Annotated in this window: 21 protein-coding genes; 5 read left to right on the top strand and 16 right to left on the bottom strand. The window is 61.0% G+C overall.

Annotated features, from left to right (window positions below):
* Positions 1-22 precede the first annotated feature (22 nt).
* The 5 genes from ligA to KF821_02400 all read right to left on the bottom strand — a co-directional run bounded on the left by ligA (position 23) and on the right by KF821_02400 (position 6,266).
* The gene (ligA, locus tag KF821_02380) at positions 23-2,038 is read right to left on the bottom strand and encodes an NAD-dependent DNA ligase LigA (GenBank protein ID MBX3004656.1); all 2,016 of its coding nucleotides are present in this window, start codon (positions 2,036-2,038) and stop codon (positions 23-25) included.
* A gap of 67 nt (positions 2,039-2,105) precedes the next feature.
* Complete coding sequence (locus tag KF821_02385) at positions 2,106-2,780, bottom strand: dienelactone hydrolase family protein (protein MBX3004657.1); 675 nt, start codon at positions 2,778-2,780, stop codon at positions 2,106-2,108.
* Positions 2,780-3,628 (bottom strand): patatin-like phospholipase family protein, encoded by an 849-nt coding sequence (locus KF821_02390; GenBank protein ID MBX3004658.1) that lies wholly within the window; start codon positions 3,626-3,628, stop codon positions 2,780-2,782. The genes KF821_02385 and KF821_02390 overlap by 1 nt, the downstream gene beginning before the upstream one ends.
* Entirely contained in the window at positions 3,625-4,509 is an 885-nt protein-coding gene (locus KF821_02395) for a patatin-like phospholipase family protein (GenBank protein ID MBX3004659.1), read from the bottom strand. The genes KF821_02390 and KF821_02395 overlap by 4 nt, the downstream gene beginning before the upstream one ends.
* Positions 4,509-6,266, bottom strand: a complete 1,758-nt coding sequence (locus KF821_02400) for a proline--tRNA ligase (GenBank protein ID MBX3004660.1) — start codon at positions 6,264-6,266, stop codon at positions 4,509-4,511. The genes KF821_02395 and KF821_02400 overlap by 1 nt, the downstream gene beginning before the upstream one ends.
* A gap of 696 nt (positions 6,267-6,962) precedes the next feature.
* On the opposite strand from KF821_02400, the gene KF821_02405 reads away from it, so the two are divergent.
* Positions 6,963-7,901, top strand: a complete 939-nt coding sequence (locus KF821_02405) for a hypothetical protein (protein MBX3004661.1) — start codon at positions 6,963-6,965, stop codon at positions 7,899-7,901.
* 32 nt (positions 7,902-7,933) lie between these two features.
* Here KF821_02405 and KF821_02410 read toward each other — a convergent pair whose 3' ends face one another.
* Entirely contained in the window at positions 7,934-9,856 is a 1,923-nt protein-coding gene (locus tag KF821_02410; GenBank protein MBX3004662.1) for an APC family permease, read from the bottom strand.
* A gap of 197 nt (positions 9,857-10,053) precedes the next feature.
* Between KF821_02410 and KF821_02415 the strand changes: the two genes are divergently transcribed.
* Positions 10,054-12,852 carry a hypothetical protein gene (locus tag KF821_02415; GenBank protein ID MBX3004663.1) on the top strand — a complete coding sequence of 933 codons (2,799 nt, stop codon included), beginning with the start codon at positions 10,054-10,056 and terminating at the stop codon, positions 12,850-12,852.
* Between the two features lie 5 nt (positions 12,853-12,857).
* Here KF821_02415 and KF821_02420 read toward each other — a convergent pair whose 3' ends face one another.
* The 9 genes from KF821_02420 to KF821_02460 all read right to left on the bottom strand — a co-directional run bounded on the left by KF821_02420 (position 12,858) and on the right by KF821_02460 (position 20,814).
* On the bottom strand, positions 12,858-13,262 hold the full coding sequence (locus KF821_02420; GenBank protein ID MBX3004664.1) for a RidA family protein: 405 nt from the start codon (positions 13,260-13,262) through the stop codon (positions 12,858-12,860).
* A gap of 7 nt (positions 13,263-13,269) precedes the next feature.
* Positions 13,270-13,566, bottom strand: a complete 297-nt coding sequence (locus KF821_02425; protein MBX3004665.1) for an EthD family reductase — start codon at positions 13,564-13,566, stop codon at positions 13,270-13,272.
* Between the two features lie 103 nt (positions 13,567-13,669).
* Complete coding sequence (paaJ, locus tag KF821_02430) at positions 13,670-14,188, bottom strand: phenylacetate-CoA oxygenase subunit PaaJ (protein MBX3004666.1); 519 nt, start codon at positions 14,186-14,188, stop codon at positions 13,670-13,672.
* A complete protein-coding gene (gene paaC / locus KF821_02435) occupies positions 14,188-14,955 on the bottom strand; it encodes a phenylacetate-CoA oxygenase subunit PaaC (GenBank protein MBX3004667.1) in 768 nt (255 codons plus the stop codon). The genes paaJ and paaC overlap by 1 nt, the downstream gene beginning before the upstream one ends.
* Before the next feature lie 67 nt (positions 14,956-15,022).
* Positions 15,023-15,595 (bottom strand): hypothetical protein, encoded by a 573-nt coding sequence (locus KF821_02440; protein MBX3004668.1) that lies wholly within the window; start codon positions 15,593-15,595, stop codon positions 15,023-15,025.
* Between the two features lie 81 nt (positions 15,596-15,676).
* The gene (gene paaA / locus KF821_02445) at positions 15,677-16,651 is read right to left on the bottom strand and encodes a 1,2-phenylacetyl-CoA epoxidase subunit A (GenBank protein MBX3004669.1); all 975 of its coding nucleotides are present in this window, start codon (positions 16,649-16,651) and stop codon (positions 15,677-15,679) included.
* 127 nt (positions 16,652-16,778) lie between these two features.
* Positions 16,779-18,278, bottom strand: a complete 1,500-nt coding sequence (locus KF821_02450) for an aldehyde dehydrogenase family protein (protein ID MBX3004670.1) — start codon at positions 18,276-18,278, stop codon at positions 16,779-16,781.
* A gap of 36 nt (positions 18,279-18,314) precedes the next feature.
* On the bottom strand, positions 18,315-19,865 hold the full coding sequence (locus tag KF821_02455; protein MBX3004671.1) for a glycosyltransferase family 39 protein: 1,551 nt from the start codon (positions 19,863-19,865) through the stop codon (positions 18,315-18,317).
* A gap of 58 nt (positions 19,866-19,923) precedes the next feature.
* On the bottom strand, positions 19,924-20,814 hold the full coding sequence (locus tag KF821_02460; GenBank protein MBX3004672.1) for an enoyl-CoA hydratase/isomerase family protein: 891 nt from the start codon (positions 20,812-20,814) through the stop codon (positions 19,924-19,926).
* A gap of 128 nt (positions 20,815-20,942) precedes the next feature.
* Here KF821_02460 and KF821_02465 point away from each other — a divergent pair, with 128 nt between their 5' ends.
* The 3 genes from KF821_02465 to KF821_02475 all read left to right on the top strand — a co-directional run bounded on the left by KF821_02465 (position 20,943) and on the right by KF821_02475 (position 23,154).
* Complete coding sequence (locus KF821_02465; GenBank protein ID MBX3004673.1) at positions 20,943-21,389, top strand: DUF3592 domain-containing protein; 447 nt, start codon at positions 20,943-20,945, stop codon at positions 21,387-21,389.
* A complete protein-coding gene (locus tag KF821_02470) occupies positions 21,386-21,883 on the top strand; it encodes a ClbS/DfsB family four-helix bundle protein (GenBank protein ID MBX3004674.1) in 498 nt (165 codons plus the stop codon). Before KF821_02465 ends, KF821_02470 begins: the two co-directional genes overlap by 4 nt.
* A gap of 98 nt (positions 21,884-21,981) precedes the next feature.
* Positions 21,982-23,154 (top strand): MFS transporter, encoded by a 1,173-nt coding sequence (locus KF821_02475; protein MBX3004675.1) that lies wholly within the window; start codon positions 21,982-21,984, stop codon positions 23,152-23,154.
* 54 nt (positions 23,155-23,208) lie between these two features.
* Here the strand turns inward: KF821_02475 and KF821_02480 are convergent, their stop codons facing one another.
* On the bottom strand, positions 23,209-24,756 hold the full coding sequence (locus KF821_02480; GenBank protein ID MBX3004676.1) for a hypothetical protein: 1,548 nt from the start codon (positions 24,754-24,756) through the stop codon (positions 23,209-23,211).
* Between the last annotated feature and the right edge of the window lie 14 nt (positions 24,757-24,770).

Raw genomic sequence — 24,770 nt, forward strand, 5'->3', positions numbered from 1 at the left:
GGGCCTCCTGAGGGGAATTACTTTATTGAGCTAGCTGCTTTAACGCAGCTTCATCCAGAATTTGTATGCCCAATTCACGCGCTTTATCCAGCTTGGAGCCGGCATCCTCGCCTACTACGAGGTAGCTGGTCTTTTTGCTGACCGAATCGGTGACCTTGCCGCCAAAAGATTCGATGAAGTCTTTGGCCTCTTTGCGGCTGAAAGTGGGCAGCGTACCCGTGACCACGAAGGTGAGCCCGGCAAAGGGCTGCGGCCCGCTGGGCGCTTTGCGCGGCTCGCTGCGCGGCCACACGCCGGCGCGTTTCAGCTTGGCCAGCACGGCCTGATTGCTGGCCTGGACAAACCAATCGGTGATGGCCTCAGCAATGCTGGGGCCAATGCCCTCGATATCGTCAATGTCTTGCGTGCTGGCAGCAGCCAGCTCATCCAGGTCTCGATACTTGGCAGCCAATGCGCCAGCCATCACCCCACCCACCCCGCGGATGCCGAGGGCGTAAATGAGCTGTGAAAGCGAACGGCCGCGGGCAGCCTCGATGGAGGCCAGCAGGTTATCGGCCTTCTTGTCAGCAAAGCCTTCGAGACTGAGCAGATCGTCACGCGTAAGCGTGAACAGATCAGCCACGTCTTTGACCATGCCGGCGGCGTTGAGTTGGGCGACGATCTTCTCCCCCAGGCCGACCACGTCCAACACGGCCACAAAGTGCTCCACATTGCGCACGATCTGCTCCGGGCAGGCGGCGTTGACGCAATACCAGGCCACTTCGTCTTCTACAGTTTCCACCGGCTCGCCGCACACCGGGCAGGCTTGCGGCGGCTTGTATTTTTTGGTGTTCTTGGCGCGCTCGGAGAGCACCGGGCCGATGACATAGGGGATGACATCGCCTGCACGCTTGACCAGCACGCGGTCACCGATGCGGATGTCCTTCTCGGCGATGAAATCGAAGTTGTGCAAGGTGGCCTGCTTGACGATCACGCCGCCGATCTCCACCGGCTCCAGCATGGCATATGGAGTGAGCACACCGGTGCGGCCCACGTTGACGCCAATATCGTGCAGCTTGGTGGTCACTTCCAGCGCGGGGAACTTGTATGCAATGGCTCCACGCGGGTCCTTGCCCACTACGCCGAGATCAGTAGCCAGCCCAATATCATTGAGCTTGACGACCATACCGTCTACTTCATACGGCAAGGTATCGCGCGCTGCACCCCACTCCTTGTATGCGGCGACCACGTCTTCGATGTCATTGCACAGACGTGATTCCGGCGCCGTGGGGAACCCGAGCGCGGCCAGGTATTGCAAAGTTTCCCACTGGGTAGCGGGCACAGGGCCGTCGGCAGCCAGGATGTTGTAAACGTAGAAGGTGAGCGCCCGCGAGGCAGTGATGCTCGGATCGAGCTGGCGCAAGGTGCCAGCAGCGGTGTTGCGCGCGGTCTGGTAAATACGCTCGCCACTTTCAGACTGGCGCTTGTTTAGCGCTTCAAAGTCTTTTTTGAAGAAGAAGACCTCGCCACGCACGAACAGGTCTGCTGGCGGCTTGGGGCCACCGGCTGCGGCAGGGATGCGCAGCGGCAGTTTGCGCAAGGTGCGCAAGTTAGCGGTGACGTCTTCGCCTACCTCGCCATTGCCGCGAGTTGCGCCCTGGACAAAGAGGCCATCTTTGTAATGCAGCACAACACTGAGGCCATCCAGTTTGGGCTCGGCAACAAACGTGGCCTTGCGCACGCGTTCATCCAGGCGGCTGATGCGCTCCAGCCAGGCGCGCAAATCCGCCTCGTCAAAAGCGTTGCCAAGGCTGAGGATGGGCGCAGGGTGGGCTACTTTGGCAAATTTGGGGGATGGCTCGGCGCCAGCACGCTGGGTGGGCGAATCGGGCGTAATCCACTCAGGGTGCTCAGTTTCGATGGCGCGCAGCTGGTTGAGCAGCTTGTCATATTCGGCGTCTGAAATGGAGGGCTGGTCGAGCACATGGTAACGATAATTGTGCTCGTTGATGGTGTTGCGCAGCTCTTCAAGTTGGGCTTTGAGCGCGGCGTCGGTCATGGAGAAGATTATACATTGACGGTTATGAGGGACTAAGCGACCAGTCGACTAATCGACTGTCGATTAGTCACTTAGTCGATTGGTCATCACTCAGAAAGAAAGCAGCTAATTCGGACACGCAATTGGCCCCCAACTTGTGCCCCACCTCCGACTCGCAGTAGCGCACCTGCGCCCCGGCGGCAGCCAGCTGGTCACGGGCGGCGTAGGCGCGTGCCACCGGCACGGTTTGGTCCTGCGTGCCGTGGGCGATGAAGACGGGCTTGCCGGCCAGGGCGGGCAAAGCCGCCTCGCTCGCCTCGGGCAGGAAGCCTGCCAGCATTGCCAAGCGCTGCAGGCGGGCTGCGTTGCGCACGGCGTAGGCCACGCTGAAGGCGGAGCCTTGGCTGAAGCCCATCATGCCAAAACTGTCAAAATCGGCATGGGGGAAGTGTGCGGCGAGCTTGGGCAGCAGGTCTTCAAAGGCGCCCACGGCGGGGTCAAACATCTCCAGGCTGCTGAAACCGTCAGCACGTTGCTGTACCCAGCTATAGCCGGCAATTTCAGGATGGTTGGAGGGGTATGGGGCACGCGGGGCAATCAGCAATGCATTCTTGGGCAGACGCGGCGCAAAGACCCACATGGAGTGCTCGTCACCGGTCCAGCCGTGGATGAGCACAATGACGGGCTGTGGGCCATCGCCAGCGGGCTGGCGAAATTTCAGGTTCCAGCCGTCAATGTTCAGGTCTTTTACGTCTGCGAGCATTAGTCCTCGAAAAGGGCGTGAAGTTGGGGCAGCGCCTCGGCCACGGCTTGCTCGCCGCGGCGGGCAAGCTCATGCACGTCAGCGCGGCTTAGCATACCGATGCCGCGCACGGCCGGGTACAAGCACAATGCGGGCTGCTCTAGTTGGATGCGGGCATCCTCCAGGTTCTTACGCGTGATGCCAAAGGCGCGGCTGAAGTTGCCGAGGGCGCGCACCCAGCGCAGGTGGCGCAGCAGGCTGAGCTTGCCCATACCGGTGAGGTCGCTATTGCCGGAGATGGGCTGGCCGGCATTCAGCGGCCCGCCGGAGAGTGAGACGGCCACCACGGGCAGTTGCGGTGCAAGGCTGCGCGCCAGCGCAATGGGTAGCGGCTTGCTGATTGCGCCGTCTACCAGCGCCTGGCCAGCGATGAGCTTGGATGGAAAGATGCCAGGGAAGGCAATGGCAGCCAGCACGGCATCTACAACTGGGCCAGTGCGCAATTCTACGTCTGCGCCAGTATTGAGGTCTACCGCAGTGGCTGCGTAAGGTGCGCGCAGTTCTTCGATACGGCGCTCGCCCAGCAGGCTGCGTAGGAAGGCTTGCATGCCAGACAGACCGCGGAAGCCATCACCCTGTTCGCCGCGGCCGCGGCGAAAAAGGCGGGCGTGCTCCATGTCGGCAGAGGCATTGGCAATCTCGTCGGGCGTGAGACCAGCGAGATATAGCGCGCCAACCAGAGCGCCGATGCTGGTGCCCGCAATGGCAGCGACACTGACCCCCTCGTGCTCAAGGGCGCGCAGAACGCCAATGTGCGCCCCACCGCGTGAGCCGCCGCCACCCAAGGCCAGCGCGATCCGCTTGCTCACAACGCCCCCTGCGGCAGCGCGCCACGCCACCAGGCACGCGCCCGTAGCGCCGGGCCAAGCTTCAGCTCGGCAGCGGCAGCCTCGCCGCGGGCAAGAAAGTCTTCAACATCGATCGGGTCGAGCAGGCCGATGTGGTCTACGTCAGGGCGCACGATAGCATCCGGCTTCTCGATATCCAGGCGCAGCTCGGTGAGCACGCGGCCATTGATGTTCATGGCCTGCGAGAAGACGGTGAGCGCCTTGGCCAGGCGAAACTGGGAGAGCCGGTCAAGCACGGGCGTAGGCGGCAACAGATTGGTGACAGGCAGCGGCTTCTCCGCCATTGGGGGCGCGGACAACACTGAAGCGATCACCGGAATGCCCGGGCGCAGGCGGCGGGCAATGCTAACCGGCACCGGGTTGCTTACCCCGCCGTCAATCAGGGTGTGACCGTCGATCTGGCGCGGCGGGAAGATGCCGGGCAGCGCAATGGTGGCGAGCACGGCATCCAGCACGCGGCCGCTGCTCAGCACCATCTCTTGCCCAGTGTTGAGGTCCACGGCGGTGACGGCCAGCGGAATGGGCAACTCTTCGAAGTATTTCTCACCGATCAGCTCCAGCAGCACTTCAGCCACGCCTTCCAGGCCGAGCAAGGCATTGTCAATCTCCTTGCCGCGGCGGAAGAGCTTCCCCTGCTGCAAACCCGCCACGCGCCGAATGATCTCATCCAGCGGGCGGCCGGTGGCATACACGGCGGCTACCAGGCCGCCGATACTGGTACCGGAGATGGCGGCCACATGAAAACCTTTTTGCTCCACGGCACGCAGCACCCCCAGATGGGTGATGCCCTTGGTGCCGCCGCCCCCTAACGCCAGCGCTACTGGCGCACCGCGCTTAGCCATTAGTCCTCGAAGGGCACGGGCGTGATGCTGGCTTCAACCTCGGCCAGCAGCGCGCCGACCGCGTCCACGGTGGTGCGTACGGCATCCGCCTGGGCCACGATACTGCGGTCCGCCTCGCGGCGCAGTTTGAACTCCACGCCACCTGCCTGCAGCGAGCGTTGGCTCACCGTGAGGCGAATCGGCAAGCCGATGAGGTCAGCATCGTTGAACTTCACGCCGGGCGACTCGTCGCGGTCGTCAAACAGCACATCCAGGCCGGCGGCGCGCAGATCTTCGTAGAGCTGGGCGGCAATCGCTTCACCGCCGCGCAGGCTGACCAGGTGCACCTCGTAGGGTGCGGTGGTGATGGGCCAGATCAGGCCCTTCTCATCATTGTGTTCCTCAGCGATGCAGGCCAGCATGCGGCCAGAGCCGATACCGTAGGAGCCCATCACTACCGGGCGCTCGGCACCCTCGGCATCCAGGAAGTTGGCGCCCAGCGAGGCCGAATAGCGCGTGCCGAGCTTGAAGATGTTGCCGACCTCGACGCCGCGCGAAGTGCGCACGGGCTTGCCGCAGTTGACGCAGGCGTGGCCATCTTCGGCGGCGACGATGTCGGCCACAATGTCCGCCTTGTAATCTCGGCCGTAGTTGGTGTTGAGGTAGTGGAAGCCATCTTCGTTGGCACCAGCCACCAGGTTGGCAGATTGCTCCACAAGGTCATCGACCACAATTAGTGCGCCCTGTAAGCCAATCGGCGAGGCGTAGCCGGGCACAGCGCCAACGGCGCGGATCTCGTCTTCGTGCGCCGGACGCAACTCAGCCGCCTTGATGGCGTTGGTGAGCTTGGTCTCATTGACTTCCATGTCCCCACGCACTACAGCGAAGACCAGCTTCTGGCTCTCGCCTTCGTCACCCTTGAAGGTGGCGGTCATGAAGACCGCCTTGGCGGTCTTGGCCTTGGGGATGTTGAGGAAGTTGGCCAGTGCTTCGATGGTGCTCACGGCGGGCGTGGCGACTTTCTCCAGCGCAGCCGCGGCTTCGGCGACGGGCTGCTCTTTGCGTACACGCGCAATTTGGCGGTTGGCGCGGTAGCCACAGGCATCACACAACACCAGGGTATCTTCGCCCACCGGGGTCAGGTACATGTATTCGTGCGCCAGGCTGCCGCCCATCATGCCCACATCAGCACCTACGCTGATGACGGGCAGGCCGGCACGGCGAAAGATGTTGAAGTAGGCCTGGTAATGGGCACGGTATTGCTTGTCCAAGCCAGCCTCGTCCGCGTCCAGACTGTAGCTGTCCTTCATGGTGAACTCACGCACACGGATGAGGCCAGCACGCGGGCGAGGGTCATCACGCCATTTGGTTTGGATGTGATAGACCAACATGGGCAGCTGTTTGTAGGATTGCACCTCACGGCGCGCCAGGTCTGTCACCACTTCCTCATGGGTCATGGCCAGCACCATGTCATGGTCCTTGCGGTCCTTGAAGCGGCTCATCTCATCGCCGATCTGGTACCAGCGCCCCGTCTCCTGCCACAGGTCGGCCGGGTGCACCACGGGCATGAACAGCTCCTGTCCACCGATGGCGTTCATCTCGGCGCGCATGATGTTCTCGATCTTGTCGATGGAGCGCTTGCCCATCGGCATGAGCGAGTAGATGCCGGCGCCGAGCTGGCGAATGAAGCCGGCGCGCACCAGCAACTGATGACTGGCGGTTTCGGCTTCGGCGGGCGCCTGGCGCATGGTGGTGCCGAACATGTGACTCATTTTCATAGTTTCATCTCCTATAGCAATAAAGCAAAACGCCCCGAGAGGCTCGGGGCGTGGTGTGACGGGTGTACAGACGCAAGCGCTGCGCAGCAGCGCACTATCCCAGAGCAGGGTGAATACGGCACGAGGCCGGGCTAGGGACCGGGCAGAAGACCACGTAGGCTTCTTGTTGCAGCATGGCTAGAGGATAGTGGCTGCAGGCAAGATTGTCAAGGCGTGTGGCAATTTGTCTTCAGTCCATTGTACAATTTTGCAGTGCGAGCCTTACAACAAGGGAGAACAGAGCAAACATGAGAACAACAACGATGTTAGGAGTGATTTTCGTCTTACTAGGACTTATTGGCTGCTCTGCAGTCGGAACTCCCTCTGACAATCAAGTTATCAACGCTATATGGCCCAACTTTCCATCTTCTTACAGTCCCTATGATGGAGAGGACGACGAAATCAGAAATGTTGAAATTCACCGCAAACTTATCTGTCCTGAGATCTCGATGAACGGCCAGTTAAGGGGGTGGACACGTGCATGGGTAGTTTCTTTTTCATATGAACGCGAGCCTTTTGGAGATTTTAGTCAACAAGACAAGGTGAGAACATTTGGGTTTCAGAATGGTGAATTCGTAGTGGCCCCTTGGTTCAACGGTGTATGCCCTTAGTCCTTGTCCCTTTGACATTCCCCCTGCCCCACACTATCATGCGGGCATGACAAGCAGCGCACAACTGACCGATACCGTGGTGATGGTGAGCCCAGACCAGTTTGGCTACAACCCGGAAACCGCAGAAACCAACGTGTTTCAAAACCAGCCGCAGCAAGACGCGGCGGCATTGCGCGATGCTGCGCTGGCAGAGTTCAACGGCATGGTGGCCGTCCTGCGTGCCCGCGGCGTGCAAGTGCTGGTGCTGCCCTCGCGCACGGATGCGGTCACGCCGGATGCAGTGTTCCCTAACAACTGGTTCTCGCTGCATGCCGATGGCAGGCTGGCACTCTACCCCATGTTGACGCCCAACCGCCGCGCCGAGCGCCAAGCGCAGGCGCTGAGCAGCCTGCTGGCCGGTGCCGGCATCCAGCCCAGCGAGACGGTGGACTTTTCCGCCCAGGAAGCCGCGGGCGAAATCCTGGAGGGCACCGGCAGCCTGGTGCTCGATCGGGCCAACAAGGTGGCCTTCGCCATGGCCTCGCCGCGCACCACGCAGGCCGCTTTCGATGCCTGGTGCGCCGAGATGGGCTACGAGGGCGTGTTCTTCCACGCCTATGACAAAGACAGCCTGCCCATCTACCACACCAATGTGATGTTGAGCATCGGCGAAGGCTTTGCCGTGTGCTGCCTGGAAGCTGTAAAAGATGAAACCGAGCGCACCGTGCTGGAACGCGAGTTGACCGCGCACGGGCGCGAGCTGATCCCAGTAACCCTGGAGCAAGTTTATGCCTTCACCGCCAACATTCTGCATGTCAAGAACCGCGCCGGCGAGCGGCTGATCGTAATGTCGCAAACGGCTTATGACGCCTTCACCGCCGAGCAGCGCCAACAGCTGGCCGCATACGGCGAGCTGCTGCCGGTGAAGATCGACCTGATCGAGCAGACGGGCGGCGGCAGCGCCCGCTGCATGCTGGCCGAGGTGTTCACCCCCGCTAGCGCATAAAAAAAAGCGGAGCCTTGGCTCCGCTTTTTTATTTAGTCCACCACGTAGGGCACTTCGACTACCACCACGCCATTAGTAAAAAGTAGTTTCATGCGTAGCAGCTGCGCCGCCCGCGTGTGCAACCAGCTATGCCACCAGACGCGCGGCAGAAACTCGGGCACCACCACGGTGATGATCTCATTCGCCTTGCGGTGCTCGGCGGCATTCTTCACATAGCGCAAGATCGGCTCGAGCAGTAAACGATACGGCGAGCCGAGGATCACCAGGTTCACGCCTGGCGCCCACTTCTGCCATTTCAGCAGCACCCGCTCGCCTGCTTCAGCATCCACGGCCACATGCAACACGGTGACGTCTTTGCTGAGCGATTGGGCATAGCGCAGTGCGTTGAGCGTGCCGCGATGCACGCCCGAAATGGGCATCACCACCTTCTGGTGCTTGATCGGCGCCGGGGATTTGAAACCATCCAGGCTGAGGCGGCGCGCCAGATCCTTGTAATGCTCGTGCACCGCCAGGAAGCCAGCGATCAGGATCGGCAACAGGATCAGCACCATCCAGGCGCCATCTTGAAATTTGGTGACGGCAAAAATCAGCATCACCACGCCGGTGCATACCGCCCCAAACCCGTTGATCACCATCTTCAGCGGCCAGCGCGCGTCATAGGTGAGTGCCGATTCATATTTCGCCTGAACCGCCTTGGCCTTGGCACGCGCGGGCTTCTTGGCAGGCTTGAGCTTGCCCACATGCCACCAGCGCCGCGCCATGCCGGCCTGCGACAGAGTGAATGAAAGGAACACACCGATCGCATACAAGGGGATCAGCGAGGACACGTGGGCTTTGAACACCACGATCAGGAGCGAAGCCACCAGGGCCAGCAGCATGATGCCGCGCGAATACACCAGGCGGCTGCCGCGATAGCTCAGCTGGCGCGGCAAGAAGCCATCACCCGCCACCAGTGCCCCCAAGCGCGGGAAGCCGGCAAAAGCCGTGTTGGCGGCCATGAACAGGATCAGGGTGGTAGCGCCCAAGGCCAGGTAGTACAGAATCTCGCGCCCACCAAAGACCGTGCGCAGGAGCTGCGAGATCACCGTTTCGAACTCGGAGGGCACCGCACCGATGCGCATGCTCAAGAACGTGATCCCCAGGAACAGTACGCTCAAAATGCCCGCCATCCACACCAAGGTGATGCCGGCATTGCGGCTGCGCGGCTGCTTGAAGGCAGTGATGCCGTTGGAGATCGCTTCGATGCCGGTGAGCGCGGCGGTGCCGTTGGCAAACGCGCGCAGGATCAGGAACAAGGTGATTGGCGAGCTCTCGCCGAGCACTTCCATCGGCGGCGGGCTGGCCACCAGCGGCAGCGCGCCAGTGAAGAACTTCAAGAAGCCCACCGCGATGGTGCCGAGCATCAAAATAATGAAGGCATAGGCCTGGATCGAAAAGATCGCACCGGATTCGCGCACACCGCGCAAATTGATCAGCGTGATCAAACCCACCATCACCAAGGCGATCTCGACTTGGTAAGGCAGCAATTGCGGCAAGGCGGAGACCAGTTGCGCCACCCCCGAGGAGGTGGATACGGCCACAGTGAGCACATAATCCATCAGCAGAGAGGCCGCCGCCACCAGCGCAGGCCATTCCCCCAGGTTTTCGCGCGCTACGATGTAAGCGCCGCCGCCACTGGGATAAGCGTGGATGATCTGCTCGTACGAAATGGTGACGATGATCAGCAGCGCCACAATGATCAGCGAGAGCGGCACGGAGAGATGCAGCGCCCCCATGCCAGCCAGCGCCAGGATCACCAGGATCTCTTGTGTGGCATACGCGGTGGAGGACAACGCATCCGAGGCGAAAATGGCCAGGCCCACCGCCTTGCCAATCGTCTCATGGTCGGCCGCGGCAGACGCTAGCGGCCGCCCGAAGAACCACTGCCAGATGCCACGCTTGGGGATGTGCCCCATTTTTTTGTAGGAGATATGCTCGTCTTGACGCGCAATCTGCTCAAGTTTCTTATCGGTTGTATCTTTCATCTCAAAATCTCCACCTGCATTCAGGGAGCCGCATGGTTCCCATTTCGGCTGCAGGCACGAAGGCCGATTATAGTCCTCTCGCTACCGGCAGCAAGTACCTAAATTAGAACAGATGTTATACTGGAGGAATGCCTAGCATTGTTGCCCTGGATATTGAAAGCACGGGGATCGATTCGCAAAAAGATGCCATTATTGAGATCGGGGCGGTGCGCTTTGATGGCAACCGCATCGAAGGCGAATGGCACAGCCTGATCAATCCTGGGCGGCGCATACCGCCGTTTATCACTCAACTTACCGGAATTAACGACAACATGGTGCGCCAGGCGCCTGGAATGCGCGAGGTGGCCGACTCGCTGGCCAGCTTTGTGGGCGAAGCGCCGATCCTGGGGCAGCGCATTGCGTTCGATCTCGGATTTTTGCGTCGTCACAACCTCTTTCGTTATAACGATTCGATCGATACCTATGATATTGCCGCGGTACTGATGCCCGGCGCCGGGCGCTACAACCTTGGCGCGCTGGGCCAGCAACTTAACGTCGCCCACCCGGCCACCCACCGCGCCCTGGATGATGCCAAGGTGACCCAGGCGGTATACGCCAAGCTCTACGAGCGCATGCTGGCGATGCCGTTGGAGCTGTTGGCCGAGATCGCCCGCCTGGCCGAGAGCCAGGCCTGGGGCGGCGAGCTCGCCTTCCGCTACGCGTTGCGCCAACGCAGCGGGGAAACCGCGCCCGCCACCAGCTGGGGGGCGCGCGGCCCGCTCTTCGTGCGCCCGGCCGCCGGCGCCAGTACGCGCCCGCGCTTGGGCGAACCCGAAGCCGCCAAGCCGCTGGATCTGGAAGAGGCGGCGGCGCTGCTGCAGCCCGGTGGCGCGCTGGCCAGCCACTTCGAAAATTTTGAGCACCGCAGCCAACAAGTGGAAATGCTGCGCGCCGTGGGCGATGCCCTCAGCTCTGGCCACCACCTATTGGTGGAAGCGGGCACGGGCACGGGCAAATCAATGGCCTATCTGCTGCCTGCGGCGCTCTTCGCCCTGCAAAACGAAACCCGCGTGGTCATCTCCACCAATACCATCAACCTGCAAGACCAGTTGATCCACAAAGACATTCCTGATCTGCAGCGCGCCCTGGGGCAGCCGCTGCAGGCCGTGGTGCTCAAGGGGCGCAACAATTATCTGTGCCCACGCCGCCTGATGGCGGTGCGCCGCCGCGGCCCAGAGAACGCCGAAGAGCTGCGCGTGCTGGCCAAGGTGCTGGTATGGCTGGAGAGCACACACACCGGCGACCGCGGCGAGCTCAATCTCAATGGGGCTGGCGAGCGCGCCGTGTGGAGCCGCCTCTCGGCTGCCGATGAGAACTGTGGCGGCGAAACCTGCATCGTGCGCATGGGCGGCATCTGCCCCTTCCACCGCGCCTACCAGGCCGCCGAGCAGGCCGAGCTGGTGATCGTCAACCACGCGCTGCTGCTGGCCGATGTGGCCACCGGCAGCCGTGTGCTGCCCGAATACCAGTACCTGGTGGTGGACGAAGCCCATCACATTGAAGCCGCCACCACCAGCGCGCTCAGCTTCCGGCTCACCCAGCCAGAAGTGGAGCGCATGCTCAAGGAGCTGGGCGGCAGCCGCAGCGGCCAACTGGGCCGCCTGCTGGTGGTGGGCCAGTTGGCCTTGCAACCCAGCCCACGCGCCGCGCTTGAAACTTTGGTTGAGGACGCCACCGACCGGGCCTTCCAGTTTCAAAGTTTGCTGACGCGCGTGTTCGCTGCCATTCTGCATTTCCTCAACGAACAGCGCGAGGCCTTGCCGCAAGGCGATTACACCCATCAAGAGCGCATCGTAGATGCCACCCGCACTCTGCCCGCCTGGCTGCAAGTGGAAACCGCCTGGGAGGATGCCCAGTTGGCCTTGCAACCTCTGCTGGGCACGATCGAACAGATCCAGCGCGGCATGAAAGAGCTGGGCGCACAAGGCGTAGAGGAGTTGGAAGACCTGGCCGGCAACATCGGCAACAGCTACCGTAGCCTGAGCGAACTGAATAAGCAGCTGCAAGCGCTGGTGTTTGAACCGCGCCCCGAGATCGTGTACTGGATCGAGCTCAACCCGCAACGCCAGACGGTGGTGCTTAACGCCGCGCCACTGCATGTGGGCGAATTGATGGAGGAGCACATCTGGCACAAGAAGACCAGCGCCATCCTCACCTCGGCCACGCTCACCGCCGGGGGCGAGTTCGACTACATCAAGCGCCGCTTGCATGCCACGGAAGCTGAAGAGCTGGCGCTGGGTTCGCCCTTCGATTACGAGAGCGCCGCGCTGCTCTACCTGGTGGAGGATATGCCCGAGCCGGCGGAGCGGCACGCCTACCAGGCCAGCGTGGAGCGCGGCCTGATCGAGCTGGCCAAGGCGGCCAACGGGCGCACGCTGGCACTGTTCACCTCGTACGACCAGTTGCGTCGCACCTCACGCGCCATCGCCGGGCCGCTGCGCCAGGCAGGCATCGAAGTCTATGAGCAAGGTGAGGGCGCCTCACCGCACGCCCTGCTGGAGAATTTCAAGAACAGCAAAGCTGCCGTGCTGCTGGGCACACGCGCCTTCTGGGAAGGCGTCGATATCCCCGGCGATGCGCTTTCCGTGGTGGCGATCGTGCGCCTGCCCTTTGACGTGCCTAGTGATCCGCTGGTGGCGGCGCGCTCCGAGACCTTTGAAAGCCCCTTCTACGAATACCAGGTGCCTGAGGCGATCCTGCGCTTCCGCCAGGGTTTTGGCCGCCTGATCCGCACCCAGTACGACCGCGGCGTAGTGGCGATTTTTGATAAACGCTTGCTCACCAAGCAATATGGGGCCTTGTTCATCGATTCGCTACCGCCCTGCACACTGCGCAAGGGCCGTCTGGCGGATCTGCCACGCGCTGCGGCCCAATGGCTGGGCGCGTAGGCGCGCTATTCAAGTACAGCGATCGCTTCGATCTCAATCAGGAAATCAGGGTGCGCCAAGCCAGCCACACCGATCCAGGTGCTGGCTGGCGGATTCTCGCCGGGAAAATACTTGAGCAGGCCGTCGCGCACCGCGGCGTTTTCGGCCATGTGTGCCTGCACGATGTATATGCGCAGCGAGACAATATCGGCCAGGCTGCCGCCCGCCGTCCGCATGGCATGGCCTACGTTCTTGAAGGCTTCGTCGACCTGGGCCGCAAAATCACCCACGCCCACGATGGTGCGCTCTGGCCCCCAGGCCACCTGGCCGGAAAGATAGACCGTGCGCTTGCCCTCAGCCACCACCACCTGGGCGAAGCCGGAGCGGCGAGCGTCAAACAACTCCGCCGGGTGAATGCTGCTGTGCGACACAGGCGGCCTACTCGCTTTCAGCAAACAGCAGGCTGTATAGCCCTTTGGCGAAGGAGTCCAGGTTCTCGCCGGCGGCGGCCATTTCAGGGCTCTTCATGGCGGCCTTGAGCGCATCCACATCGGCAAAATACATCTCCGCCATCAAGTAGTAGCCATCGCCCACCAAGCTGCGCGTAAAGCGCGTGACCTGCTTGCTTTGCAAGCCCGGCACTTTGTCAATCAGCGGCAAGTGAGTTTCAAAATAGGCTTTGTCAAAGGCGGCGGGATCTTCGGGCTGCTTATAGAGGGCTACGAGTTTGGACATGGGGCTCCTTGGGTGAGAATGATTAGTGAGTAGTGAACGGTCACCAGTAAATCAGGAAGTCCAGTTATGCGAGTTCCTGTTCACTCATCACTGCTCACTTGTCTTACAAAGGTTTAAACATCTCAAACGGTTCTTTGCAATCCACGCAAGTGTAAATCATGCGGCATGGGGTAGTGCCAAAGTTGTTTTGCAAGGTGGTGTTGTGCGAGCCACAACGCGGGCAGGCGACCGGCTCCATGAGCACTTGGATCACATTGCCGCGGTGGCGCGGCGGCGGCGCCAGGCCGGCGGCTTGCAGCTTGCTGCGGGCGGCCGCCGTCATCCACTCCGTGGTCCAGGCGGGGTTGTGCTGCACGCGCACATCCACATCGGCAACGCCAGCCGCCTGCAAGCGTTCACGAATGCTTTGGTCGATCACCGCATAGGCTGGGCAGGCCGCAAAGGTAGGCGTAATGGTGACCACCAACTGCTCAGCCTGCCATTCGGCGGAGCGCACAATGCCCAGCTCAACTAAATTCACGATGGGCATCTCAGGGTCAGGCACTTCGCTGAGCGCAGCCCACAGTTCGGCATCGCCCAGGCGGGGGGACCCCGCCCCTATGCCAGCTTGCCTGGGCAACATCACCACATGGCCTCTGGGTCAAGGCGGGCTACGGATTGCAGGTTTTGGATGAGGGACTCAAAGTGCTCAGAGTGCACCTTGCGACTGAAATCAGAAATTGGAGCTCCGAGATTGACTTGCAAACCAGCCTCAGTCAAAAAGCCCTCAACCGCTGCACTCCACCGCGCGAACAGCTCGGCGCTGCTGGGTACGATGCCGGCGGCGTGCAAGTCAGCCTCGCCCGGCAGCGGCGCGGCCAGCGCCTGCGCATACGGCCACAGTGCGTCCAACGCGGCCTGCGTGCGGCGGGCGCTCTCCTCGGTGCCGAGCGCCAGGCGCGGAATCCACGCCTGCGAATGGCGCAGGTGGTACAGCTCCTCGGTGCGGATGCGTGCGGCAATCTCGGCCAGCGGTACGTAGCGACTCTGGCTCAGCGCCTCAAGGCGCAGGGCCTCAAAGGCGTCGAACAGGTATTGGCGCAAAGTGCTGAAGGCCCAGTCACCCTTGGGCAGCTCGACCAGTTGCAGGTTGCGGAAACGAGCTGGTTCACGAAAATACACCAACTGGTCCGGGTAGCGGTTCTTATCTTCGCCGAGCAGATCAGCCGCCAGCTCGTACCAGAGCTTGGCGTGGCCGATCTCGTCGAGGGCTAAATTGGCGAAGGCAATGTCTTCTTCCAGGATGGGCGCGTGCCCGGTCCACTCCGAGTCGCGGTGGCCGAGGATAAGTTCGTCGTCGGCGAGGGCAATCAGGTAACCGCTAAGGGCGTATTGGTGCGTTCGTTCCATCAACATGAAATTCTTTCACCACAAAGGCACAAAGGGCACAAAGAGAATTCTTGTCTCACAAAGGTTTTCACTTTGTGTTCTCCGTGTCTTTCTGGTTCGCCTTTTGATTGCGCAGCGCACGCATCATCGTAACCACGGGATACTCTGCCTGGTCTTTGAAGGTTTTGTAGCGCGCCGCCGAGAACATGGGCTCGGCCTCCGTGCTCTCGTTCTTGAGCACCGCGCTAACCGGGAAGACCCACCACCACAGCGGCTGCTTGTCTGCAAGGGTGGTGATGGCCGCTTGCACCGCGGCCTGCGGCGAAGTAGCTTGCACCTCGCCGACATGGCGGCACTGAGCTTGCTGAGTAAATTTTCCGAATACATAGAAATCAATCAGCCGACCCGCGGCTGGCGGCGGGTCGGCATCGATTAATCGATTAATCGATGCGGTTGTTGATAGCTCTTCTTGCGTCTGCGTAAAAATCACATCAGCCAACACCACCCATAACTGCACGGCTTCAGGCCGGCGCACGAAGACATCACGCGCATTCAGCATGGCCAGCTCAGCGTCTGGCGCGTGCACAGTGCCGTTGTGTACTACAGGCTGGTCAGGGCCTTCCTGCTGGAAGACCATGTAGCGGGGCCATTGCGTATCCATTGCAGATCTTTGATTGTTGATTTCAGATTGCAAATTGAGCTCCAACTTGAGGGCAAATCAAAAATCTAAAATCAGAAACCATCAATTCACTTGAAGTTCGCTTTTAGCCGCATACGCCGCGGCTGCCTCACGCACCCACTGGCCGTCTTGGTGCGCCTGGCGGCGGGCGGCCATGCGCTCGGCGTTGGCCGGGCCGTTGCCCTTGAGCACCGCCCAGAATTCATCCCAGTTGATGGGGCCAGTGCGCCAGTTCTTGCTGGCGGCATCGTAATGCAGGTCTGGGTCAGGCAGCACAATGCCGCAAGCCTGCAAATCGGGTACCAGTTGATTGATAAAGTCCTGGCGCAATTCGTCGTTGGTGCGGGTCTTGATGCCCCAGCGGATGAGCACACCACTGTTGGGGCTATCGGCATCGTGTGGGCCAAACATCATCAGCGTGGGCCACCACCAACGCGTAATGGCGTCTTGCACCATGGCGCGCTGGGTGGGCGTGCCCTGCGAGTAGAGGATGATCATTTCCTGCCCCTGCTTGCGATGGAAGTTCTCTTCCATACATATACGCACCATAGCGCGCGAGTACGGGCCATAGGAGCAACGCGCCAGCATGGTCTGGTTGAGGATAGCGGCGCCATCCACCAGCCAGCCGATCGCCCCGTTGTCTGCCCAGGAAGTGGTGTGATAGTTGAAGATGCTGGAATACTTGGCCTTGCCGTCCAGCAGCGCGTCGAGCATCTCTTCACGCGTGGCACCCAGCGTCTCGGCGGCGTGATAGAGGTATTGGCCGTGGCCAGCCTCATCCTGCACTTTGGCCAGCAGGATGAGCTTACGGCGCAGCGAGGGCGCCTTAGTGATCCATGCGCCTTCGGGCAGCATACCCACCACTTCGCTGTGGGCGTGCTGGCTGATCATGCGGATGAGTTGGCGGCGGTATTCCGCCGGCATCCAATCGCCCGGCTCGATCTTTTCGCCGCGCGCAATGCGCGCCTCGAAATCCGCCAGCTTCTGCGGATCTTCGTTGAGTTGGATAGCAATTTGCTCTACATCTGCACCGTACATCGCGTGTTCCTTGCTGTAGCCATTGTATCAAGGTGAGTGATGAGTGATGAGTGAGCAGTGATTAGGAAAAGCAGGATTGGAGATTAGAGATTTCCTGCTCACTCATCACCACTCACTGCTCACTTCTTCACTGTGTATTCACCCACACCGTCTTGATCTGCGTGTACAGGTCAATCGCTTCTTTGCCCATCTCACGGCCGAAGCCAGACATCTTGTAGCCACCGAACGGCGCCGCCGGGTCGATCATGCCGTAGCCGTTGATCCACACGGTGCCAGCCTGCACCGCGTGGGCGTAGCGGTGCGCCTTGCCAATGTCACGCGTCCACACGCCTGCGGCCAAACCAAACTGGGTAGCGTTGGAGCGCGCGATCAGCTCCTCTTCATCATCAAACGCAGTAACCGCCGCCACGGGGCCGAAGATCTCTTCCTGCACTAAACGCAGCGAGTCGTCCGAGTAGCTGAATACGGTCGGCTTGAGGAAATAGCCATCTTTCAGCCCATCCCCTAGGCGTTCGCCACCAGTCAGGATTTCAGCGCCTGCTTGCTTGCCCTCTTCGATGTAGCCAGCCACGCGCTCCAACTGCTCGGCACTGATGAGCGGCCCAACGTGTACCTTCTCGGCGAAGCCGTGGTCAACCACCATCTTGCCCACGTTGGCGGTGAGGCCTTCCAACACCTGGTCGTAGACCGCACGCTGCACAAACAGGCGCGTACCGGCCACACATTCCTGGCCCGCGGTGCTAAAGACGGCCCATTGCGCCCCGCGAATAGCAGTGTTCATATCCGCATCGGCAAAGATGACGTTGGGGGACTTGCCGCCGAGCTCCAGGCTGACGCGCTTGAGGTTGCTCTTGGCGGCAGCCTCCATGATGCGCGCACCAACGGAGGTAGAGCCAGTGAAGGCCAGCTTGGCGATGTGAGCATGCTCGGCCATCGCTGCGCCCGTGGGCAGACCCGGCCCGGTGAGCACGTTGAACACGCCGGGCGGGAAGCCAGCCTCGCGCGCCAGCTCGGCCAGGTACAGCGCGGTGAGCGGAGTCTGCTCAGCCGGCTTAAGAATCAGGGTGTTGCCAGCCGCCAGCGCCGGGCCGAGCTTCCAGATGGCCATGAGCAGCGGGAAGTTCCACGGGATGATGGCACCGACAACGCCCAGCGGCTCGCGGCGGGTGTAGACGAATTGGTCAGCAAAGGTTACCGGAACGGTGCTGCCCTCAATCTTGTCCGCCCACCCCGCCTGATAGCGCAGGTGTTTGGTGACATAGGGTAGATCGCCACGGCGGGCCACGCGGATAGGCTTGCCGTTATCGAGCGTTTCCAATTCGGCGAGCACGTCAGCGTGCTGGTCAATCAAATCAGCCAGCTTGAAGAGCAGCGCGCCGCGCTCGCCAGCGATCATGCTGGCCCAGGCCGGGAAAGCCGCCTGGGCGGCGGCCACGGCGACGTCGACATCGGCGGCGTTGGCCAGGGATACTTCGGCCAGCACGGCGCCATTGGCGGGGTTGCGCGTGGCAAAGGTCTCGCCGGATTGCGGCGCGACCCATTCATTGTTAATGAAGAGCTTCTTGGGAGAGTCTTCGAGAAATTTGAGCGTTGCGGGCTGAAAGTTGTAGTCAGGGAGATTGGCCATACAGTGATTCTAACTGACGAATGGGTTAGTGGCAGCTCATTTGCCGAGTTCGCTGTGCTCCCACACGGCATAGCCATCCCCTTGCAGGGCAATGCTGTACTCAGCGGCGATGAAGGCTTGCAAAGCAGGGAATTGGCGCGTGGTGTCCGGGCCGCTCACCCAGGGTTTGTTGGTCTCAATTTCAATGATGAACCGCGGCGGTGCGGCTTGCAGCGCCTGCATAAAACGCTGCCGCCAGGATTGCACATAGGGTGAAGAAATATGCTGATAGAAGATCACGTCATACACCACCGGAGTGGCCAGGCGCGCCTGGGCGAGCAACATGGCATGCACCGCGCCGCCGGTCCAATCCAGGGGTTGCACAGTTTCGCCTTCGCGCAGGTTGGTGCTTAAGAAGGCAGCAATCTCATCCACGCGCCCATTCTTAGGGGGTGGTATTTCCATATCCAAGGCCGGGGCAATAAACTCGGTGGGCGGGAAGAGCAGCACCGGTACGAGCACCCACAAAAATAGCAGGGATGCAGCCGGCTTCCACCAAGCCCCATCCGCAGGCTGGCGTACAAAGCACAAGGCGGCAATATGAGTGACGAAATAGAGATAGATAAACCAATGGTAGGGAAAGAATTTACCGGCCAACAAGGTATATACGCTGTAACAAGCTGCCAGGCAAACCAAGAGCCCCACGCGGCGCTTCGCCGCGGCGCTGAGCGTTTGGCTGGAAAGCGCCAACCATAGCCCCAGCCCCATGGGGATCAGCCAAAGCGTAAAAATGCCAGCGGTATACCCGTTCCACAAATACTCGCGAAAGGCGCGGCCATTCATGATCACCAATTCAGTGGTGATGTTGAAATTGAGTGGCCACCAATTACGCGCCATCTCAACAAAACCAGCCAGCGCGCCAACAGACCATAGATACACGATGGTTGCCAAAACAGGCACACCCAAACCGGCCGCGCTACTGACTGCGGCCAGTAGCCCGCGCTTCCAATCGATGGCGCGCCCCTGCCCTGCATCCCAGGCATGATAGATAAGTACGCAGGGCATGGCCAGCGCGGCGTGTGGTTTGATCGCGGCGGCCAAGCCAAAAAGCAAGCCAACAATGAAGTATTTGCGCACGAACGGTTGCTCAGGCAAGCGCACCGTAGCAACCAGTGCCGCCAGCAAGGGCAGCAAAATCAAAAACTCGCGCTGAAAGCTGATTGCCTGGCCGTAACTAAAGTACAGCATGGCGCCCAGGATCACGCTGGCCCAGGCCACCATGCGGCCAAAGATCCGCATCCACAGCCAGGTGAGTGCCGAGATCGCCGTGAGATACAGCAAATCTGCAATGCGGAAGCCCAAATCACTATAGCCGGAGAGATGCCCCACCAAACCATAAATCAGGTAGCTGCCGGGCAGGTTGACATCCAAAAAATCGCGATAAGGCACGTAACCAAATTTATCGATCAGCAGCGCCAAGTACATCAGTATGGGCGCATCATGCAACATGCGCCACTGAAGCGAAAAGCTAGCCACCAGCAACACATACAGGCTGAGCAACCCCAAGCTGCCGAAAAGAAGAATGCGCCTAAACGGAGGCAACACCATGTGGGCCAGGTTCCTGCATGGCCGCCGCCGGGAGCTATGCACTCCCGCGGCAGACGGGCTAGGCCTTCTGCGGCGGCTGCCCGCCGGGCCACTCGGGGCCATCGTCTTCGGCCCAGCGCCGGCGGATCTCATCGTAGTCCGGCGTGCGCTTCTCATTGAAGGCTTGCACGCCTTCCCAGGTTTCCGGGCTGGTGTTATGTACCGCCAGCCAGTCTCGCCCGTGGCCGATGGTAGTGTGCCAGCTAAGATCACGCCAAAAATTGAGCTGCTGCTTGGTGTAGCGCGTCTTTTCGGGCAGCTTGGCCTTCAACTTCTCCACAATTTCATCCACCTTGGCGTCCAGCTCGGCGCGCGGCACCACCCAGTTCACCAGGCCCCACTCCAGCGCTTTCGCAGCGGGAATCTCTTCGTTTAGCAGCAAGATCTCACGCGCCCGCCGGTCACCTACGATCAGCGGCAAAAATTGCGTAGCGCCAGCCAGGGCCACACTGCCGTGGCTCGAGCCCACCTGGCGAATATAGATGTCATCGGCGGCCACGGCCAGATCGCAGCTGATGTTGAACTCATTGCCCCCGCCCACCACAATACCGTTCAGGCGCGCCAGCGTGGGCTTGCCCAGATTGCGCAGGCGCTCATGCACTTCGATGAAATCGCCCATCCATTTCCAGTAATCGCGCGGGCGCTGCAGAAACTGCTCCTGCTCTTTAAGGTCCGCCCCGGTACAAAAGGCGCGTGCCCCGGCGCCGGTGAGCACCAGCACCGCCACCGAATCGTCCCAACTCGCATCCTTGAAGGCGATGCTCAGTTCAGTAAGCACCTGATGATTGACAGCGTTGAGCACCTCCGGGCGATTAAAGGTCACCGTGGCGCGGCCTGCCTGTTTTTCATAGACGATACTTTTGAAGTCAAACGCCGCGGGGGCGCTGCCGGTAAAGGTTCGTGAGGACACAATCGCTCCTGAGGTGGTGAGGGGCCGTGATAAACCCAGCCAGACTTTTATTCTACACGGCCCACCCAATCCCGCATACAATTCATTATTCGCCAATTGCAGAAGCACCCTATCTGAAGGAGCTTCCCATGAACATTTTGCGTAACGCAGGCACCCTGCTTCTGGTCAACCTATTTGTGCTGATCATGGTGGCGGTCACCTTATGGCTGGGGGCACGCGCCTACCGCCTGAGCACGGACGGAGAGCGCACCACTGGCCTTGTCGTGTCGCTGGTGGAATCAGGTGACGGCGAAGGCGGTTGCTGCGTCTATTCACCGCTGGTGGAGTTCAGCGTGAACGGGCGCCCGATGCGCTTCGAAGGCGGCAATGCCAGCAGTCCGCCCGCCTACCGCGTGGGCCAGCAGGTCAACGTGGTCTACAACCCCACCAAGCCCGATGAAGCCTCGATCCACTCATTTTACGAAATGTGGCTGGTGCCTACGATCTTGGGCATCACCGATGTGATCCTGTTCGTTGTCTTGAACTGGATCTTCATCGCCCAGATGCGCCGGCGCCCCCAACAGGAGACCGCATGACAAAGGATGAACTCGTAGCCGCGATGCAGGCCGGCTGGCAACGCCTGGAGGCGTTTGTGGGCCAATACACTCCAGAGCAGCTCAGCAGCCCGCAAGACGCAGCCGGCTGGACCGCCAAAGACCACCTGATGCATCTGGCGGTATGGGCAGGCAGCATGGTGGCGGTGCTCAATGGCACGCCGCGCCGTGATGCCATGCAGATCGAGCGCAAAGACTGGGTGAGCCTGGCCGAGACCTATGACGTGGTCAATAGCATTCTGCAGCAGCGCTACAAAGAGTGGCCGCTGGCAGAAGTGCAGGCCGAGCTGCGCAAGCAGCATGACGCCCTGATCGCACGCGTGCAGGCATTGAGCGATGCGGAGCTGCAAATGCCTTACAACCATTACCAGCCGGGCAGCAAGTCTGAAACGCCGATCTTTGAATACATTGGCGGTAACAGCTTTGAACACTTTGATGAGCACATTCCCTGGATGCGCACGCTGATCGAGCAGTAGCCCAATCTAGGCCCCCACAGCAAAGCCGCCTTGAAGGGCGGCTTTGCTGTGGGTGTGCCGCAATTTATAATCCGCCCACCCCATTTGAAGGAAAGTACATGCGTTCACGTAACGTTTTCTTGCTGGCTCTGCTGCAGGCGATTGGCTTGTGCGGCGGATCGATCGTGGTGCTGCTGGCCGGCATTATCGGCGAAGGCATCGCCCCCTCCCCGCAACTGGCTACGCTGCCCAATTCGTTGGGGGTAATGAGCACGGCGCTATTCAGCATTCCCGCGGCGCTATTGATGCGGCGCATCGGGCGCAAGAACGGCTTCATGCTTTCGCTGGCCGTGGCCTTGGCCGGCGCCAGCCTGGCCGCCCTGGCGGTCAACCGTGGCGATTTTGTCATGCTGTGCGCGGCCATCTTCCTGATGGGGCAGCACAGTGCCTTCGTGCTGCAATACCGCTTTGCGGCCACAGAAAGCGTGCCCGCTGAGCACACGGGGCGAGCCGTATCCTTAGTGCTGCTGGGCGGCATCCTGGCGGGCTTCCTCGGGCCGGAGATTGCCAAGCGTGCCCAGCACCTACTGCCGGTTCTGTATGCCGGCTCCTTCGCCGCGCTGGCTGGTTTGTACGTGCTCGGCCTGGTGGTCGTGCAGTTCTATCAGAACACGCGCGCCCAGGTGGAAGACCTGGCCGCTAGCCAGCTGCCCGAACGCTCGCTGGGCGCGATTGCGCGCCAGGCCAATTTTCAAGTGGCAGTGCTGGCCGGCATGGCCAGCTATGGGCTGATGACCTTCATCATGACGGCAACCCCGCTGCATATGCACGGCCATGGCTTTAGCCTGGACGATACGGCCTTTGTGATCCAAAGCCACATCATCGCCATGTACCTGCCGTCATTGTTCAGCGGCTTGCTGATCGAGAAGTTCGGCGTGCTGCGCATCATGTTCGTAGGTATCTTGCTGATGATCTTCTGCAACACCACGGCAATGTTGAGTATCGAGCTGCCCGGCTACTGGACCGCGCTGGTACTGTTGGGGCTGGGATGGAACTTGCTGTTCGTAGGCGGCACGGTGCTGCTGACCTCGACCTATCGCCCCAGTGAACGCTTCAAGACTCAAGCCAGTAACGACTTTGCCATCTTCGCGGTGCAGGCGATCTCTTCGTTCTCGGCAGGCTCAGTGCTGCACGGTGCCGGCTGGCAGACGATGAATTGGCTTGGGCTAGGCATCATGCTGGTGACGGGCGCGATGTTGTTGGCACGCCGTAAAGCAATTATCCACAGATAAACACAGATACTCAGTGCGATAAATCAGATAGGACTTATCTGTGTTCATCTGCAGTTATCTGCGTTCATCTGTGGAGGTATTTCGCGCCAGGCGCCTCAGCAGCACCGAAGCGCGATAGCGCTCCTCGTGATACTCGGCATAGAGATGATCTAGCACGGCGAGCACCGTAGGCCAGCCAAGCTGGCTGCCCCACTCCACCAGACCGCGCGGATAGTTCACGCCCAGCTTCATTGCCAGGTCGATCGTCTCCGCCGCCCCCACGCCCTCGAGCACCGCGAAGCTAGCTTCATTGATCAGTTGGCACACGATGCGCGGCAGCACCAGCGCCGGGCTCTCGTTGACCCAGGCCGCCTGGCGGCCGAGGCCAGCCAGCACCGCCTCCACTTGCGGGCGCATCGCCTCATCGCCGCCGCTCACTGTGACCAAGCTGCCATCCAGAAACAAGCCATCGAATACAAACACGCGCTGCGGCTGTTTGGCCCAGCGGCGCGCCTCACTCAGCGTGATGTCAGCGCTCTGCACCAGCAGCGGGATGCTGGCATCCAGCGCAGCATCCCAACCCTTGACGATGGCGGCGGCGCCTTCGCTTTGGCTGGCGGCCACAAAGGCGGCCACCGGCGCGTCGCCCAGCTCATGGCTGAGCACATATCCGCCCGTCACCGCCAAGCCGGCCAAGCCAGGCGCAAAGCTGCCCGATGAAATCAGCACGTTGCCCTCGCCCTGCAGCGAGGCGGGTTGTGGGGGCTCAGGGGTAGGGTCCGCATCACCATAGGCATAAAAACCCTTACCGCTCTTGCGGCCCAACTCACCGGCGGCTAGCTTCTGCATCTGGAGCCAATGCGGGCGGTAGCGCGGCTCGCCGTACGTTTGCTCGTACATCGAGCGCATCGCCCCGGCGTTAATGTCAATGCCGATGAGGTCCATCAAACGGAACGGCCCCATGCGGAAGCCAGCGCCCTGCTCAACTAGCTGGTCGATCGTTTCGAAGCTAGCCACGCCCTCGCCGAGCAGACGCAAGGCTTCGCCGTAGAACGGGCGCGCCACGCGGTTGACGATGAAGCCCGGCGTGTCGCCGGTCACCACCGGCGTCTTGCCCAGCGCCTCGGCCAATGCCACCAGCGCGTCGATAGTGGCTGGGCTGCTTTGGGCAGCGCGCACCACCTCCACCAGGGGCAATACCGGCGCGGGGTTAAAGAAGTGCATGCCGGCGACGCGCTGCGGGCTCTGGGTCATGGCGGCGATAGCGGTAACGGAAAGCGTGCTGGTATTGGTCGCCAGAATCGCATCCGGCGCGCATACCGCCTCCAGCTTGGCGAACAGCTCCTGCTTGAGCTCAAGACGCTCCGGCGCGGCCTCGATCACCACACCGGCATGTGCAAAGGCATCCAGCGTATCGGTGAGCGTCAAGTTGGCGTACAACGCCAACTTATCCTTCTTCTCCAGAAACTTCTTGATGTACCCATCCGCCTTTTCGAGTACTGGCGCGTAGGTGTCTTGCAAGACCACCTCAGCGCCCGCCAGGAGAGCGGCCAGCGCGATGCCAGAGCCCATCGTGCCTGCGCCGATGATGCCGATGGTGGGAAGCCGGTTTGAAGGATTCACAGATTCTCTCTATC

The organism is Anaerolineales bacterium (assembly GCA_019637755.1).
GTDB lineage: Bacteria > Chloroflexota > Anaerolineae > Anaerolineales > UBA11579 > JAMCZK01.

What these genes read in the sequence shown, in the direction of transcription:
- ligA (MBX3004656.1), bottom strand. Translation starts at nt 2,038, where the DNA reads ATGACCGACGCCGCGCTCAAAGCCCAACTTGAAGAGCTGCGCAACACC.
- KF821_02385 (MBX3004657.1), bottom strand. Translation starts at nt 2,780, where the DNA reads ATGCTCGCAGACGTAAAAGACCTGAACATTGACGGCTGGAACCTGAAA.
- KF821_02395 (MBX3004659.1), bottom strand. Translation starts at nt 4,509, where the DNA reads ATGGCTAAGCGCGGTGCGCCAGTAGCGCTGGCGTTAGGGGGCGGCGGC.
- KF821_02400 (MBX3004660.1), bottom strand. Translation starts at nt 6,266, where the DNA reads ATGAAAATGAGTCACATGTTCGGCACCACCATGCGCCAGGCGCCCGCC.
- KF821_02405 (MBX3004661.1), top strand. Translation starts at nt 6,963, where the DNA reads ATGACAAGCAGCGCACAACTGACCGATACCGTGGTGATGGTGAGCCCA.
- KF821_02410 (MBX3004662.1), bottom strand. Translation starts at nt 9,856, where the DNA reads ATGGGGCACATCCCCAAGCGTGGCATCTGGCAGTGGTTCTTCGGGCGG.
- KF821_02415 (MBX3004663.1), top strand. Translation starts at nt 10,054, where the DNA reads ATGCCTAGCATTGTTGCCCTGGATATTGAAAGCACGGGGATCGATTCG.
- KF821_02425 (MBX3004665.1), bottom strand. Translation starts at nt 13,566, where the DNA reads ATGTCCAAACTCGTAGCCCTCTATAAGCAGCCCGAAGATCCCGCCGCC.
- paaJ (MBX3004666.1), bottom strand. Translation starts at nt 14,188, where the DNA reads ATGTTGCCCAGGCAAGCTGGCATAGGGGCGGGGTCCCCCCGCCTGGGC.
- paaC (MBX3004667.1), bottom strand. Translation starts at nt 14,955, where the DNA reads ATGGAACGAACGCACCAATACGCCCTTAGCGGTTACCTGATTGCCCTC.
- KF821_02440 (MBX3004668.1), bottom strand. Translation starts at nt 15,595, where the DNA reads ATGGATACGCAATGGCCCCGCTACATGGTCTTCCAGCAGGAAGGCCCT.
- paaA (MBX3004669.1), bottom strand. Translation starts at nt 16,651, where the DNA reads ATGTACGGTGCAGATGTAGAGCAAATTGCTATCCAACTCAACGAAGAT.
- KF821_02450 (MBX3004670.1), bottom strand. Translation starts at nt 18,278, where the DNA reads ATGGCCAATCTCCCTGACTACAACTTTCAGCCCGCAACGCTCAAATTT.
- KF821_02455 (MBX3004671.1), bottom strand. Translation starts at nt 19,865, where the DNA reads ATGGTGTTGCCTCCGTTTAGGCGCATTCTTCTTTTCGGCAGCTTGGGG.
- KF821_02465 (MBX3004673.1), top strand. Translation starts at nt 20,943, where the DNA reads ATGAACATTTTGCGTAACGCAGGCACCCTGCTTCTGGTCAACCTATTT.
- KF821_02470 (MBX3004674.1), top strand. Translation starts at nt 21,386, where the DNA reads ATGACAAAGGATGAACTCGTAGCCGCGATGCAGGCCGGCTGGCAACGC.
- KF821_02475 (MBX3004675.1), top strand. Translation starts at nt 21,982, where the DNA reads ATGCGTTCACGTAACGTTTTCTTGCTGGCTCTGCTGCAGGCGATTGGC.